This window comes from Lysinibacillus antri, assembly GCF_003977595.1.
In the GTDB taxonomy this organism is placed as follows: Bacteria; Bacillota; Bacilli; order Bacillales_A; family Planococcaceae; genus Ureibacillus; species Ureibacillus antri.
The window spans coordinates 86914-102876 of record NZ_RYYR01000001.1 but is presented as its reverse complement, the minus strand read 5'-3'; the positions used below and the strand labels follow the sequence as shown (position 1 = coordinate 102876).

The window sequence follows — 15963 nt, the reverse complement described above, 5'->3', positions numbered from 1 at the left end:
TCATCTATCTTTAAGGTAGATGACTTTTTTATTTGGTGCTTGGTCTATTTAATGGACAAAGCTCATATATTGCCTTACACAAGGAGGCGTCGTAATGGAGTTACAGGACGTTTTGCGAGTAGCAGGGGTAGGGCTCATTATTGCTTTACTTCATGTTTTTTTTGAGCAAATCGGCAAAAAGGAATTTTCATTTTTTATATTTTTCATTGCATATCTTTATATCACAGCTGAACTAATTCGATTTTTACGGCTTTTCTTTGACGACATTCTTACATTCTTCCAATGGCTCAATTTAAACTAGGTAACACAAAATGAACTACTTAATGTATGCTGTCATCTTAATTTTACTTCTCATATTTATTAAAGAAACCATTCATAAACTACACGGACTATTTGTCATTATATTTTTCTTCGTACTATTATATTTTTTACTGTCGATGCTCGCTATTCCATTTATAGAGCAGCTACTTTCTTATGCTTCAACAGTGCCTTATGTACCTCAACTTGTGTACTCTGCACTATTTTATCAGATAGGGTTGTTTTTTCAGTCATTATTTGATGAAGAAGAATATGGAACATTTGGTGAACTTGTGATGTTTTCAGTCCGTATCGTACTGCTCATTTATTGGACTAGCGAATTTGCAAAAGTACTAACGAATTTCTCGTCAATTTTAGAAAAGCTTCAGTAAGGGGCTTTAAACAATGAATGAAATACTTAATATTTTTATCGACCCATTAAAACTAGCTGGACAATCAATCATTTTAATCATGACGTACACCATTGTTTTTTTAATACTCGAGGCATTCGTCCCAGCGTTTAAAAAATGGGGTGACACGTTATTTGTCATTGTTCTCGTCTTAACGCTTGGACAAACTGTGATGGATGCGTTCTCACTAATGTCTCAACTGGTCAATATAGCATCAGATTTCTTTTTAGCCGTAACACCGATTTTAACTTCCTTGCTTGTTGTTTTAAACGCGGTGTTTTCATTTATTGCATGGAGCCCAATTGTTCTCTTTATATTTGAAATGCTCATGCTACTTTGCAAAAAAATCTTAATACCTGCAGTAACGGTTGCACTTGTACTTGATTTTTGTACAAGGTTTATCCAAGATCTTAGCTTTTCAAAAGCATCTGATCTCATTCGTGGTACCGTGATGACCTTAATAACGGCATCACTTCTTGGGATGGTGACAGTTCTTTCATTTACCGGGGTTGCTTTTTTTACGATAGACCAAGCTATCGCAAGCCCAGTAAAAAAGGTAATTGAACAAACGATTCCAATTGTCGGTTCTCTTATTGTAGAAGGTTTCTCAATATTCCATAAATATCAATCTACTGCTACAACCATAGCTGGATTTAGTGCAATGACTGCTTTTTGGGTTGCTGCCTTTTTTCCAGCAGGGAAACTATTAATCCATGCCTTAACATTTAAGTTTTTAGCTGCAATTGTTGAACCGTTTACTGGTGGCACAGTAAGCGGATTGTTAGATGATGTTGGCAAATCTCTATTATTACTTTGTGCAGTTGCTATTCTTTTAGGAATTGCCTTTGTATTTATTTGGTTAATCCTGATGGTCATTATGCAACTAGGGGTGGGGAAAAGCTTTTGATCAAACTAATTGCGATTATATTAATAGGAAAATGTTTATTACTTCTGGCGGATGAAAAAGATGTATTAGTCTATGTAAAACTAGCAACCTTATTAATTTTTTTAACAACAATGTTAGATTTTCTTAAACTCTAAAGCATAGACTTGGGACTAGCTTCATACAATGTGTTGAAACGTTAAACTTGTTCAGTCAAGAGCAATGCAACAATGAAAAACACGTGACTACTGAACAAAAACTCCAATATAGTGAACGCCACTTGCGAACGAACTTATTTGAACATCGCAATTAGGCGTATTGAATGGAAGGGGGGCGCAGGGGGACGTGAGGTGGAAAAGAAATGGACAAAGCAAAAACTAATTTTTATTCCCATTGCAGTATTAGCGTTCATTGCGTACATTTCTGTAACGTTAAATGATCCAGTAAAAGAGCAATATGACACTTCTTCAGAAGAAGGCAGACTTGAACATACCTTAAGTCAAATACAAGGGGTTGGACAAGTAAAGGTATACTTTCATTATGATGGTAGTCAAGCAACGAAATCGAAGGATAGCTTGCTAGACTTTAGTACAAGTAATGAAAAACAGGCTGTATCAGGATTGCTCGTCGTTTCAGAGGGCGCTTCTGACCCAGCAATACAAAAGAAACTGTTAGAAACAATTAGTCGAGTAATGCAAATGCCTACTCACAGAATTATGATTGTACCGATGGAGAACAAAGGAGATGAACAATGAAGGTAAAAAGAAGAACAGTATGGTTATTAACGCTACTTAGTTTAGCAGCCGTCATTTCAGTGTACTATGTATTTGAGCCAAATCGTGATGTGGATTTATTAACGATTTTTACAGATGACACACTAAAAGAAACAACATTGACAGGTGTAAATGAGGAAGAGATTTTAAAAACGACTTCAGAAAGTTATTTATTTGATGAAATGCGAATGGAAATAAGCAATGAACGTAGCCAAATTCGTGATCAGTTAACGCAAAAAATTGCATCAGATCAATATAGTGCTGAAGAGAAAAATGAAGCTTATAATGAGATGAATGCTTTAATTGAACAAGAATCTTCTGAATCAATGCTAGAAATGTTAATTGAATCCCTTGGTTACTCAGATGCGTTAGTAAGAGTTGAGGGTGAGAAAGCATTAGTAACGGTATTAACGGACGAATTATCAAAACAACAAGCAAACGAAATCATTTATATTGTTCGTTCAGAACTAGAAGAAGTTAGCGATGTAACGGTAAATCCTCAATCGAACTACTATTAATTGGAAAACTATCTTCTAATATAATAAAAACGAAAATGTTATATAACAGAAATTGCGCAGTGCGTTCGTTTTTACAACGAAAGCACTGTTTTTTACATTATTTCTATAAAAATAAAAATTAATTATTTCAAAATGTTTCAAAAAATTATAAAATGGTACTTGTAGTTATAAAAAATAAGGGGTGTCTATATTGTTTAAAGTACAAGAATTAAGAGAAATTATTAAATTAGTAGATGGGTCAACAATTGACGAGTTTGTATATGAAAATGAAGGTGCAAAAATTAAATTAAAAAAGAGCAATGGTGTTTTAACAGAAGTAGTAGCTCCTAAAAAAGAAGTAGCCGCTCCTGTAGTACAACAAACTCCAGTTGCTGTAGCTGCTCCAGCGCCTAAAGCTGAAGAAGTAAAAGTAGAAGAAGTAAAAGCTACTCCAGTTAATGTAGATGATTCTTCATTACATAAAATTACATCTCCTATGGTTGGAACATTCTATCAAGCTCCATCACCAGATGCTCCAGCATATGTAAAAGTTGGCGATGTTGTTGGCGATGAATCAATCGTTTGTATCGTTGAAGCAATGAAATTATTCAACGAAATCGAAGCTGAAATCAAAGGTGAAATTGTTGAAGTACTAGTGAAAGACGGTCAATTAGTAGAATATGGTCAACCACTATTCTTAGTGAAACCTGAATAAGGAGTGCTTCAATCATGAAAAAAGTATTAATTGCAAACCGTGGTGAAATTGCAGTACGTATTATCCGTGCTTGTAAAGAACTAGGCATCGAAACAGTGGCAGTATATTCTGAAGCTGATCGTGATGCACTTCATGTTAAATTAGCTGACGAAGCTTATTGCATCGGCCCAAAATTATCAAAAGACTCATATCTTAGCTTCCCAGCTGTTCTAGGTGTAGCTGAAAAAACAGGTGTTGATGGAATTCACCCTGGATATGGTTTCTTAGCTGAAAACGCTGATTTTGCCGAAAGCTGTGAACGTGCAGGAATTAAATTTATTGGTCCATCTTCTGATTCTATTAAAATCATGGGTATTAAAGACGTTGCGCGTGATACGATGGAAGAAGCAGGAGTTCCTCTTGTTCCTGGTACTGGAATTGTTCCAGATATCGAAACAGGTAAAGAATGGGCAAACAAAATTGGTTACCCTGTAATTATTAAAGCTACTGCTGGTGGCGGTGGTAAAGGGATCCGTGTAGCTCGCACAGAAGAAGATCTTGTAAAAGGTATTGAGATTACGCAAAAAGAAGCTGCTGCAGCATTCGGTAACCCTGGTGTGTATTTAGAAAAATTCATTGAATACTTCCGTCACTGTGAAATTCAAGTATTAGCGGATGGTCACGGTAACGTAGTGCATTTAGGTGAACGTGATTGTACAGTTCAACGACGCATGCAAAAATTAGTAGAAGAAGCGCCATCTCCAGCATTATCTGAAGAAAGACGTGCAGAAATGGGTGCAGCAGCTGTTAAAGCGGCACAAGCTTGTAACTATGAAGGTGCAGGTACAATTGAATTTATCTATGATTACCAAGCAGATAAGTTCTACTTCATGGAAATGAACACGCGTATCCAAGTAGAACACCCAGTAACAGAAATGATTACAGGTGTTGACTTAGTTCAACAACAATTAAAAATCGCTTCTGGTGAGAAGTTACCATTTGCTCAAGAAGACATTAAAATTAATGGTTGGGCGATTGAATGCCGTATCAATGCTGAAAATGCATACAAAAACTTTATGCCTTCAGCTGGTACAGTAGATACGTACATTACACCAGGTGGATATGGCGTTCGTATTGACTCTGCTGTTTACGCAGGTTATACAATCCCACCATTCTACGATTCAATGGTAGCAAAACTAATTGTTCATGCCGATACACGTGAAGAAGCAATTGCTCGTATGAATCGTGCATTAAGCGAATTTGAAGTATCTGGTCCTGGAATCAACACAACAATTCCATTCCACCAAGCTTTAATGAACAACGAAGTATTCCAATCAGGGAAATTCAATACAAAATTCCTTGAAGAGAATGATATTTTAAACGTTAAAAAAGAATCAGTAACGAAATAATATTTACTAAAAGGGGCTTTCTCATTTTGAGAAGGTCTCTTTTTTTGTAAGTGTAAATAAATGAATCAATTACAAATTCCCATTATACTAAAGGAGAAAGGGGAGAGAAGATGGTACCAAAATTATCCGTTTTGGATTTAGCACCCGTTTTAGAAGGTGAAACACCTGCTAAATCTTTTATTTATAGCCGAGAATTAATTCAACATGTTGAAAAGCATGGGTATTACCGTTACTGGGTAGCTGAACATCATAATATGCAAGGGATTGCCAGTTCTGCGACTCCAATTTTAATGAGTTATTTACTTGGTGCGTCGACATCCATTCGAGTTGGTGCTGGAGGGATTATGTTACCGAATCATGCTCCTTTAGTAGTCGCCGAGCAGTTTGGAACACTTGAATCCATGTATCCAGGCCGAGTGGATTTAGGTTTGGGTCGAGCGCCAGGGTCAGATATGATGACAGCAAGAGCATTAAGACGTGACGAACGTGGCGCATATGAGTTTGACAGTTTAGTTGGCGAATTAATGGGTTATTTTAAAGATATTGATCGACCGGTGATTGCCGTGCCAGGGAAAGGATTAAATATTCCTATTTGGTTGCTGGGGTCAAGTTTATATAGTGCACAGTTAGCTGGGAAATTAGGTTTACCGTATTCCTTCGCCAGTCATTTTGCTCCAGATTTATTAGATGATGCGTTAAATACGTACAGAAGAAATTTTGTACCATCGGAAGTTTTGGACAAGCCTTATGTGATGATTGGGATCAATGCTGTCGTTGGGGAAACCGATGAAGAAGGTGAATTTTTAGCTAGTACACTGTTCCAACAGTTTTTAGGCATGATTCAAGGAAAACGAGGGAAAACACCCCCACCACGAAATATGAGTGATCTTTGGACGGAACATGAGAAAAATATTGTGATGCAACAATTAAAATTCACATTCTTTGGCTCACAACAAACTGTTTATGAAAAATTAGTGGAAGTAATAAGCAATCGAGATGTAGACGAAATCGTTGTAAATAGTGCAATTTATGATCAAGAGAAAAGAAAAAAATCGTATCAATTACTTGCTGAAGTTTGGAATCGTTAAATATTGTTTAAAAACACGTATTGTATCCTACCGAGTAACGAAAAATGTTGTATAATAAAATACAAATAGAAGTCTTTGTGAAATCTGTATTTTTTCCACAATTTTGCGAAGTAGAGAGGATGAAGAAGATGGCTGAGAAAGTAGCAAAAGCTTTCGTACAACCAACTCCTTCTGGTAAAGAAGAACTTGGTCAAATAGAGGTAGCGCCGGAAGTAATCGAAGTGATTGCTGGAATTGCCACAACAGAAATTGACGGAGTGGCAGCTACAAGAGGTAATTTTGCTTCAGGAGTTGCAGAACGCTTTGGAAAAAAAGTGCATTCAAAGGGTGTAAAGGCTGCAATATCGGAGGATGGGCAAATAGTCATTGATGTATACTGCTCCGTAAAATATGGCTATTCCATTCCAAAAGTGGCAAAAGAGGTTCAAACATCCATTAGACAAGCAATATTTAATATGACATCCATTGATACAAACGAAGTCAACGTTCATATTACCGCAATTCAGTTTGAACAACTAAAAGATGAAGAATAACAAACAATTCGCGTAAGCCCTTCCTTTATTCACTAGGAAGGGTTTTTCTTTTGAAATAGAAGTACTTAATTGTAAAAATGTTTCCTCCTTTTGTAGCGAATAATTTATGTGCATCCATCCAAACTAATGCCGTAATTTCAATTACAATCAAAAGGAGCGAAACAAATGGCAAATCAAAGAAAACACAATCCAGATGATCGATCAGACAATGTAGAAAAATTACAAGCGATTGTCCAAAATACGTTGCAAAATATGGAAGCAGCAGAAGAAACAATTGCAAATGCTGGACCTGAAGAAAGAGCAAAACTTGATGCGAAAAATGAACGAAGAAAACAAGCGATAGTAGGTTTAAGAGAAGAAATTAAGGATGAAGCTGCAAATCGAAAACGATACGAATGACAATAAGTATTAAATTATGGAGTATGTCATAGGGCATGCTCTTTTTTCTTGTAAACAAACAAGGGATTACTAGATGTTGTATATAATAAAATAGAGAGAGAAACTAGTAGGGGAGAGTTGCGGATGCAAAAGTATATATTATCTTTAGATCAAGGAACAACAAGCTCGCGAGCCATTCTATTTAATGAAGAAGGAACTATTGAACACATTGCCCAACGAGAATTTAAACAGTACTTTCCTCATTCAGGGTGGGTTGAGCATAATGCCAATGAAATTTGGAGTTCCATTCTGTCTGTCATTGCGATGGTATTATCCGAAAAAAATATTCAACCTGAACAAATTGCAGGGATCGGTATTACGAATCAACGAGAAACAACTGTCGTATGGGATAAAACAACCGGTGAACCGATTTACCATGCCATTGTTTGGCAATCAAGACAAACCGCAGACATTTGCCAGCAACTGATTGATGATGGGTATAGTGATTTATTTCGAGAAAAAACAGGTTTAATTGTAGATGCTTATTTTTCCGGAACAAAGGTGAAGTGGATATTAGATCATGTTCCGGGGGCACGTGAAAAAGCACAAAAAGGCGAATTATTATTCGGGACAATTGATACGTGGATTATATGGAAATTAACAACTGGTAAAGTGCATGTAACCGATTATTCCAACGCGTCAAGGACATTACTTTATAATATTTATGAATTGAAATGGGACGAGGAGCTTTTACAACTATTAAATATTCCTTCCTCCATGTTACCTCAAGTTCGACCATCATCGGAAATTTACGGATATGTTTCGAAAAAGCACTTCTTTGGTGTAGAAGTACCGATTGCAGGGATTGCAGGTGACCAACAAGCAGCTTTGTTTGGTCAAGCATGCTTTGAGTCCGGAATGGTGAAAAATACATATGGCACCGGTTGCTTTATGTTAATGAATACGGGAGAAAAGGCAGTTTGTTCTAATCATGGATTATTAACAACGATTGCCTGGGGAGTTGATGGGAAAGTCGAATATGCTCTTGAAGGAAGCATTTTTGTGGCGGGTTCTGCTATTCAATGGCTTCGTGATGGTTTACGGATGTTCCGAGATTCTTCTGAAAGTGAACGTTATGCAGAAAAAGTGAAAAGTACAGATGGTGTATATGTTGTTCCTGCCTTTGTCGGTCTCGGAACGCCTTATTGGGATAGTGATGTACGAGGAGCGGTGTTTGGGTTAACTCGAGGTACAACAAAGGAACATTTCATTCGAGCAACGTTAGAGTCATTGGCGTACCAAACAAAAGATGTATTAGATGCGATGGAAAAAGATTCAGAACTCTCTTTGAAATCGTTACGTGTCGATGGAGGCGTTGTGAAAAATAATTTATTAATGCAATTTCAATCAGATTTATTAGCTGTCCCCGTCGAACGTCCCGAAATTAATGAGACGACCGCGCTAGGTGCAGCTTATTTAGCGGGCCTTGCAGTTGGATTTTGGGAAAGTAAAGAGGAAATCGCACACCATTGGAAATTGCAACGAAAATTTGAGCCATCAATGGAACAAGATCAAAAAGAAGCGTTGTATAAAGGATGGCAAAAAGCAGTTCAGGCGGCACAAGTTTTTAAATAAAAATAGGCTATCCAGATCGTACTTCCTCTGGATAGCATACATATTAAGGAAAACCACTTCTCCAATAAGATCATGTCAATACAGACTGGATCCAGGAGTGCTAACTACAAACAGGTCAATCGAATTCTAGAAATAAACGGATTTTGTGTATTTTTTCACTTGTATTGTTTGAAGGAGTGTTAGAAAAGCTAAAATATGTTATTATAAAACTTAATGTTAAGAATGAAGGAGATTTAAATAATGAAACGACATGACGCGCGAGAAAAAGCGGTACAAGTACTGTTTCAGTTAGATAACACGCAGGATCTAACTTTAGAAGAGGCGATTGGACATATATTAAATGAAGACGAGTCTGATGCGTTCTTTGAGCAGTTAGTCCATGGTGTGACAAAACATCAACAGGAAATCGACGAAGCACTAGAAAAGAACTTAGAAAATTGGTCACTCGGCCGTCTACCAAAAATCGAAAGAACAGTATTGCGTTTAGCTGTTTATGAATTACAATATATGGAGGACGCACCAAATCGTGTTGTATTAAATGAAGCAATTGAGCTTTGTAAAACGTTTGGTGACGAAAAATCAAGCAAATTTGTAAATGGTGTTCTATCGAAATTTACACAACAATAGTCGTATGAAAGGAAGTAACAAAAATGGCGAGCAGCATTATTAGTGGAAATGAAATTGGTCAAGAAATTCGTAAATCAGTAGCAGAACAAGTAGTGCAATTAAAGGAAGAGGGAATCACGCCTGGTCTTGCAGTAATTTTAGTTGGGGATAATCCAGCTTCTCAAACGTATGTCCGCAACAAACAAAAATCATGTGAAGCAATCGGGATTTTTTCTGAATTAATTAAATTACCTGCAGAAGTGACAGAGGAAGAACTCCTTGACCAAATTCGTATCTTAAATAATCGACATGATATTCACGGAATTTTAGTTCAATTACCTTTACCAAAACATATTGATGAAGACAATGTAATCGCAACAATTTCACCTGAAAAAGATGTGGATGGTTTCTCACCTGTAAGTGTAGGGAAAATGATGTTAGGACAAGATACGTTCTTACCTTGTACTCCATTTGGCGTAATGAAACTATTAGAGTATTCTGGTATCGAAATTGCTGGGAAGCATGCTGTAGTCGTTGGACGTAGCCATATCGTTGGTAAGCCAATGGGACAACTGTTACTTCAAAAAGACGCGACTGTTACATATACACATTCCAAAACACCAGATTTACCTGCTATTACGAAACAAGCGGATATTTTAATCGCAGCAGTAGGTCGAGCTAATTTTATTTCAAAAGAACATATTAAACCTGGCGCGGTCGTAATTGATGTAGGTATTAATCGTGATGAAAACAATAAACTCACTGGAGACGTGAATTTTGCAGAAGTAGAGCCAATCGCTTCTCATATTACACCAGTTCCAGGAGGAGTAGGTCCAATGACAATTACAATGTTACTTTATAACACTGTACAATCTGCACAAAAACAATTGTCACAGGCCAAGTACATTCAAAACATGTAATATAAATTGAACCTTCAACAAGTGAGGAGATTCGATGTACAGGATCTGTCTCGTTTTCGCTTCACTATACCTTGAAGTGAACGTCTATGCCCACTTTGTGGGATAAAATGACAGAAGCTGTTTTTCTAAAAGCGGATCAAGCTTGTTAAATAGATGATCCGTAGAAAACACCATTCTTTGTTGGAACGAATGTGACAAAGGGTGTTTTCTAAAGAGAAACAGCTTTTCTATTGGACAAAAAGTTTATGATTACTAAGGAGTCCTTATAGATGACATCAACTTCGTATTTAACTGTAAAAGCTTTAACGAAATATATAAGAAGAAAATTTGATGCTGATCCACATTTACGTGAGGTTTATGTGAAAGGCGAGTTATCAAATGTAAAAAATCATCCGTCAGGGCACATTTACTTCACTTTAAAAGATGATGCTTCCCGAATTACGGCAGCGATGTTTCGCATGAATGCGAGTAAATTAAAGTTTAAACCTGAGGAAGGTATGCAAGTGTTCATCCGTGGTGAAGTCAGTGTGTATGAGGCTACAGGTGTTTACCAGCTTTATGTCCAAACGATGGAACCAGATGGAGTCGGAGGTCTTTTTGTGGCCTTTAATCAGCTAAAGGAAAAGTTGATGAATGAAGGGTTATTTAATCCGAATTTTAAACAGCCGATTCCGATTTTTCCAAAAACAGTCGGAGTATTAACTGCAACTTCAGGAGCGGCTATTCGGGATATTTGTACAACAATCTCAAGACGCTATCCATTAGTTGAAATTATCATCTATCCAACAGTTGTACAAGGTGAAAATGCAGCACCAAATATTGTAAAAAATATTCAACTAGCGAACAGACAACAACGATGTGACGTCTTAATAGTAGGGCGCGGTGGTGGATCTATTGAAGACTTATGGGCATTTAATGAAGAAATTGTTGCGCGGGCAATCTTTGAAAGTAAAATCCCTATTATTAGTGCGGTTGGACATGAGACAGATACGACAATAACTGATTTTGTTGCAGATTTACGCGCACCTACACCAACTGCAGCAGCAGAGTTAGCAGTGCCAAATCAACAAGAATTAGTGCAACGTATTTTAAAAAACCGATCTCAGCTTCACCAAATGGTGTCAACTAAATTAAATTTTGAACGAAATCGATTAACAAAACTTCGAAACGCTTATCCGTTAGCATCACCGGAGCGTCTTTATCGACCGTTTACAGAAAAATTAATTCAAATGGATATGCAGTTAGGAAGAGCGTCACAACTGTATTTAATGAAGAAAAATAATGAATTGCAACAATTAGATACCGCACTTAAACTAAATTCACCTAAAAATGCAATCCAATATTATCAAAATCAATTAGAACAAACGTCGAATCGCTTAACACGGTCCATCAATTCAGTGATTGATAAGCAGAAAGATTCATACGTGGCTGCGATTCGAACATTAGAAGCATTAAATCCATTGGCGATCATGACGAGAGGATATAGTGTGTCCTATAAAGAAGATAAAGTGATTAGATCTGCATCCCAATTAAAAATAGAAGATACAATTTCCATTCATTATCATGATGGAGAAGCAGAAGCGAAAATAACAAAACTTAGGATGAAGGAGTGAGGCAAGGCATGGAAAAACAACAAAATTTTGCTATCGCCATGACACAGCTAGAAGATATCGTCCGCAAACTAGAACAAGGTGATGTACCTTTAGAAGAAGCAATTGATTTATATAAAAAGGGGATGGAATTATCTCATTTTTGCCATGAAAAATTACAAAATGCAGAAAAGCAATTAATTTCAATTGTAAATGAAAATGGCGAAATACAGCGATTCGACCCAACAAATGGAGAGGACAACGAATGACCACTACATTAAAACAATTTATTAACGACAATTTGCCAAAACTTGAAGAAGAATTATATTCACTAGTAGAAAATATAAAAGCACCATCACAATTAAAAGAATCGATGCTCTATTCTTTAAAGGCTGGTGGAAAAAGAGTACGTCCACTTTTTGTATTAGCTGTCTGCAATATGTTTCATAATAATCAAAAAGAAGCTTATACTGTTGGGGCAGTGGTTGAAATGATCCATACATATTCACTTATTCATGACGATTTACCAAGTATGGATAATGATGACATGCGTCGTGGAAAACCAACGAATCATGTAATTTATGGAGATGCATTGGCAACATTAGCTGGAGATGCATTAAATACGTTAAGCTTTGGGATTCTCGCAAGAATGGAAAACATTACTCCAGAAAAAAGAATTGAATTAATCAATTTATTAAGTGTAGCTGCTGGAGCAGAAGGAATGGTTGGCGGTCAAGTACTTGATATGGATGGCGAAAAGCGCACCCTTAGCCTACCAGAATTAGAAAACGTTCATGTCAATAAAACAGGAGCGCTTCTACGTTTTAGTATTGAATCTGGTGCAGTGCTATCAGATGCAACGATGGAAGAACGTTTTGCTCTAGTTGAGTATGCGCATCATATTGGATTGGCATTCCAAATCCAAGATGACATCTTAGATATCGTTGGGACGACAGAAGAACTTGGGAAAACAGCTGGTAAGGACGTTGAAAGCCACAAGAGCACATATCCGGCCCTTTTAACATTAGAAGGTGCAAAGCAAAAACTAGAAGAACACTATCAATTTGCAATTGCCGCTTTAGGTAAAATTGATAAGAATACAATAATTTTACAAGAATTTGCACAATATATCGTAAAAAGACACAACTAATTTCGTAGGAAAAACTTTAGAATTAGTGTTTTCATTGTTATAATAGTAAGAACGTTTTAGTATAAGATAAGAAAAGTAGGTTAAGTTCGCTTTTATATTTTGTTCTAGTTTTCGCCGTGAGCCGCTTTCGCTTTTCTTATAAATTTGATGAAAAGGTGTGTGAGAGATGGATTTAACTAAAATTACTAGTCCATCCTTTTTAAAAAATATGAGCAAGAAAGAGCTTGAATCATTGGCTAATGATATTCGTTCTTTCCTTATTGAAAAGTGTTCAATTACTGGGGGACATATCGGCCCGAATTTAGGCGTCGTCGAATTAACAATAGCGCTCCATAAAGCCTTTAATAGTCCAAAAGATAAGTTTTTATGGGATGTAGGTCATCAAGCGTATGTTCATAAAATATTAACAGGTCGTGCAAGTCAATTTGATACATTGCGTCAGTTTAAAGGTTTAAGCGGATTCCCTAAAAGAATGGAAAGCGACCATGATGAATGGGAAACTGGTCATAGCTCAACCTCTCTTTCAGCTGCGATGGGAATGGCCATAGCTCGTGACATTAAACGCGATCGAAATTACGTGGTACCTATTATCGGGGATGGTGCTCTAACAGGTGGTATGGCATTAGAAGCGTTAAATCATATTGGTCATGAAAAAACGAATATGATTGTCATCTTAAATGATAATGAAATGTCCATTGCACCGAATGTAGGGGCACTGCATAGTATTTTAGGTCGTTTACGTACGGCTAAGGAATATTCAAAAGCCAAAGAAGAATTAGAATCATTAATGAAGAAAATCCCTGTACTTGGTGGAAAAGTAGCAAGTACGGCAGAACGTGTAAAAGATAGCTTGAAATATTTAGTTGTCTCTGGTGTATTTTTTGAGGAAATGGGCTTTAAGTATTTAGGACCAATTGATGGACACGATTTTGAAGCATTAGAAAAAACGTTAGATTATGCAAAAAAGGTTACAGGACCAGTTCTTGTTCATGTTATTACGAAAAAAGGAAAAGGCTATAAACCTGCTGAGGAAGATACTGTCGGCACTTGGCATGGTACGGGACCATATAAAATGGAAACGGGTGACTTTGTGAAAGGGACTGTAAAAGGACCTGCTTGGAGTAGCTTAGTATCTGAATCCGTTCGTAAATTAATGAAAAATGATAAACGAATTGTTGCCATTACTCCAGCAATGCCTGTCGGATCCAAAATGGAAGGGATCCAAAGAGATTTTCCAAATCGATTCTTTGATGTTGGGATCGCTGAACAACACGCAACAACGATGGCAGCTGGATTAGCAACACAAGGAATGAAACCATACCTTGCAATTTATTCAACATTTTTACAACGTGCCTATGATCAAGTATTACATGATATTGCACGACCAAATTTAAATGTTTTTATTGGAATTGATCGATCCGGTCTTGTTGGTGCCGATGGGGAGACCCATCAAGGTGTATTTGATATTGCCTTCCTTCGTCATATTCCAAACATCGTACTTATGATGCCTAAGGATGAAAATGAAGGTCAACATATGGTCAAAACAGCAATTGACTATAATGATGGACCAATTGCTTTACGTTATCCTCGTGGAAACGGAATTGGTGTTCCAATGGATGAAGAAATGAAATCGATTCCAATTGGTAGCTGGGAAGTACTAAAAGAAGGTGAAGATGTTGCAATTCTAACCTTTGGGACAACAATTCCAATGGCTATGCAGGCAGCCGATGAACTTTCAACACAAGGTATAAATGCAAAAGTAATTAACGCACGCTTTATTAAACCATTAGATGTAGATATGCTACATGATTTAATGGCAAAGAAAACACCAATACTAACAATTGAAGAAGCCATTTTACAAGGTGGCTTTGGTAGTGCGGTATTAGAATTTGCAAGTGAAAATCAATACAGCGATATCTTAATTGACCGTATGGGAATCCCCGATCAATTCATTGAACAAGGTAGCGTGGATTTATTATTAGACGAAATCCATTTAACAAAGGATGAAGCAGTTACACGTGCTCAAAATTTAGTACAAAGTAACAAAACAATAGGAAAGAAGTTCGTATGACAAAACAAATAAAAGAACGAGTGGACATTTTACTTGTTGAACGAGGTTTATGCGAGACGCGGGAAAAAGCGAAAAGGTCGATCATGGCAGGTTTAGTTTTTTCCAATGAAATCCGAATTGATAAAGCCGGAGAAAAAATTTCCGTTGATGCCCCTCTACAAGTAAAAGGATCTCAATTAAAATATGTAAGTCGTGGTGGCTTAAAACTGGAAAAAGCGCTTGAAGTATTTGATCTCTCTGTGAAAGACAAACTCATGTTAGATATTGGCTCCTCAACTGGAGGATTCACTGACTGTGCATTGCAAAATGGCGCAAAACATTGCTATGCATTAGATGTTGGCTCCAATCAATTAGCATGGAAAATTCGATCAGATGAGCGCGTAACGGTCATGGAAAAAACAAACTTTCGCTATTCAAAGCCAGAAGATTTTACGAACGGATTACCTGAATTTGCAACGATTGATGTTTCCTTTATTTCATTGTCATTGATTTTACCGGTATTAAAAACAATTTTAATTCCAGGTGGCGATGTGATGGCTTTAGTGAAACCACAATTTGAAGCAGGTAGGGAAAATGTTGGTAAAAAGGGAATTGTTCGGGACCCTAAAGTGCATTTAGATGTTCTTTTGGATACAGCAAAAATGGCATCGGATATTGGATTTATTGTCAAAAATGCATCCTATTCGCCAATAACAGGTGGAGAAGGAAATATTGAATTTTTATTCCATTTAGTTAATCCAATGTTGAATGAGGAAATCGAGCCGTTTACGAATTTTCAACAAGTAGTAGAAGACGCACATAATGAATTAAAATAATACTAGTGCATATTTTAAACATGATAAAAAGGGACTGTCCAAACAGTAAAAAATGTACAATTCAGTGGGATGAATCTGAATTGTACATTTTTGCTTTCGGAGTCTGTTGATTTCCGCTAGGTGAACGTTTTAGCGTGGGCACGGCTTCAGCTAATATAACCTATAATAAGAAAGCGAGGCCAACCACTGTAAGCCGCGTACTATATCTAGAAACT

18 protein-coding genes are annotated in these 15963 nt (G+C 36.8%); all 18 read left to right on the top strand.

Annotation, left to right across the window (positions count from 1 at the left end):
- Positions 1–94: 94 nt before the first annotated feature.
- The 18 genes from EK386_RS00525 (at position 95) to EK386_RS00440 (ending at position 15748) form a co-directional block, all read left to right on the top strand.
- Positions 95–301: a stage III sporulation protein AC gene (locus EK386_RS00525; RefSeq protein WP_122971858.1), complete on the top strand. Its 207-nt coding sequence runs from the start codon at positions 95–97 to the stop codon at positions 299–301.
- Positions 302–311: 10 nt separating this feature from the next.
- A complete protein-coding gene (locus EK386_RS00520) occupies positions 312–689 on the top strand; it encodes a hypothetical protein (protein WP_126657055.1) in 378 nt (125 codons plus the stop codon).
- Between the two features lie 13 nt (positions 690–702).
- Positions 703–1614 carry a stage III sporulation protein AE gene (locus EK386_RS00515; RefSeq protein ID WP_126657054.1) on the top strand — a complete coding sequence of 304 codons (912 nt, stop codon included), beginning with the start codon at positions 703–705 and terminating at the stop codon, positions 1612–1614.
- A gap of 326 nt (positions 1615–1940) precedes the next feature.
- A complete protein-coding gene (locus tag EK386_RS00510) occupies positions 1941–2345 on the top strand; it encodes a SpoIIIAG-related protein (protein ID WP_126657053.1) in 405 nt (134 codons plus the stop codon).
- The gene (locus EK386_RS00505) at positions 2342–2881 is read left to right on the top strand and encodes a SpoIIIAH-like family protein (RefSeq protein WP_126657052.1); all 540 of its coding nucleotides are present in this window, start codon (positions 2342–2344) and stop codon (positions 2879–2881) included. The genes EK386_RS00510 and EK386_RS00505 overlap by 4 nt, the downstream gene beginning before the upstream one ends.
- A gap of 190 nt (positions 2882–3071) precedes the next feature.
- A complete protein-coding gene (accB, locus tag EK386_RS00500) occupies positions 3072–3575 on the top strand; it encodes an acetyl-CoA carboxylase biotin carboxyl carrier protein (RefSeq protein WP_126657051.1) in 504 nt (167 codons plus the stop codon).
- Between the two features lie 14 nt (positions 3576–3589).
- Entirely contained in the window at positions 3590–4963 is a 1374-nt protein-coding gene (accC, locus tag EK386_RS00495; protein ID WP_126657050.1) for an acetyl-CoA carboxylase biotin carboxylase subunit, read from the top strand.
- A gap of 110 nt (positions 4964–5073) precedes the next feature.
- Positions 5074–6051, top strand: coding sequence for an LLM class flavin-dependent oxidoreductase (locus tag EK386_RS00490; protein ID WP_126657049.1), 978 nt, complete (start codon positions 5074–5076; stop codon positions 6049–6051).
- A 128-nt stretch (positions 6052–6179) separates the two neighbouring features.
- Entirely contained in the window at positions 6180–6584 is a 405-nt protein-coding gene (locus EK386_RS00485) for an Asp23/Gls24 family envelope stress response protein (protein WP_126657048.1), read from the top strand.
- 165 nt (positions 6585–6749) lie between these two features.
- Positions 6750–6983, top strand: coding sequence for a small acid-soluble spore protein Tlp (gene tlp / locus EK386_RS00480; protein WP_126657047.1), 234 nt, complete (start codon positions 6750–6752; stop codon positions 6981–6983).
- A gap of 123 nt (positions 6984–7106) precedes the next feature.
- Entirely contained in the window at positions 7107–8597 is a 1491-nt protein-coding gene (gene glpK, locus EK386_RS00475) for a glycerol kinase GlpK (RefSeq protein WP_126657046.1), read from the top strand.
- A 240-nt stretch (positions 8598–8837) separates the two neighbouring features.
- A complete protein-coding gene (gene nusB, locus EK386_RS00470; protein ID WP_126657045.1) occupies positions 8838–9224 on the top strand; it encodes a transcription antitermination factor NusB in 387 nt (128 codons plus the stop codon).
- 23 nt (positions 9225–9247) lie between these two features.
- On the top strand, positions 9248–10123 hold the full coding sequence (gene folD, locus EK386_RS00465) for a bifunctional methylenetetrahydrofolate dehydrogenase/methenyltetrahydrofolate cyclohydrolase FolD (RefSeq protein WP_126657044.1): 876 nt from the start codon (positions 9248–9250) through the stop codon (positions 10121–10123).
- A 269-nt stretch (positions 10124–10392) separates the two neighbouring features.
- Positions 10393–11736: an exodeoxyribonuclease VII large subunit gene (xseA, locus tag EK386_RS00460; protein ID WP_126657043.1), complete on the top strand. Its 1344-nt coding sequence runs from the start codon at positions 10393–10395 to the stop codon at positions 11734–11736.
- 8 nt (positions 11737–11744) lie between these two features.
- Positions 11745–11981: an exodeoxyribonuclease VII small subunit gene (locus EK386_RS00455; RefSeq protein ID WP_126657042.1), complete on the top strand. Its 237-nt coding sequence runs from the start codon at positions 11745–11747 to the stop codon at positions 11979–11981.
- Positions 11978–12862, top strand: a complete 885-nt coding sequence (locus EK386_RS00450; protein ID WP_126657041.1) for a polyprenyl synthetase family protein — start codon at positions 11978–11980, stop codon at positions 12860–12862. Before EK386_RS00455 ends, EK386_RS00450 begins: the two co-directional genes overlap by 4 nt.
- Positions 12863–13028: 166 nt before the next feature.
- Positions 13029–14933, top strand: a complete 1905-nt coding sequence (dxs, locus tag EK386_RS00445; protein ID WP_126657040.1) for a 1-deoxy-D-xylulose-5-phosphate synthase — start codon at positions 13029–13031, stop codon at positions 14931–14933.
- Positions 14930–15748: a TlyA family RNA methyltransferase gene (locus EK386_RS00440; RefSeq protein ID WP_126657039.1), complete on the top strand. Its 819-nt coding sequence runs from the start codon at positions 14930–14932 to the stop codon at positions 15746–15748. Before dxs ends, EK386_RS00440 begins: the two co-directional genes overlap by 4 nt.
- The last annotated feature ends 215 nt before the right edge of the window (positions 15749–15963 follow it).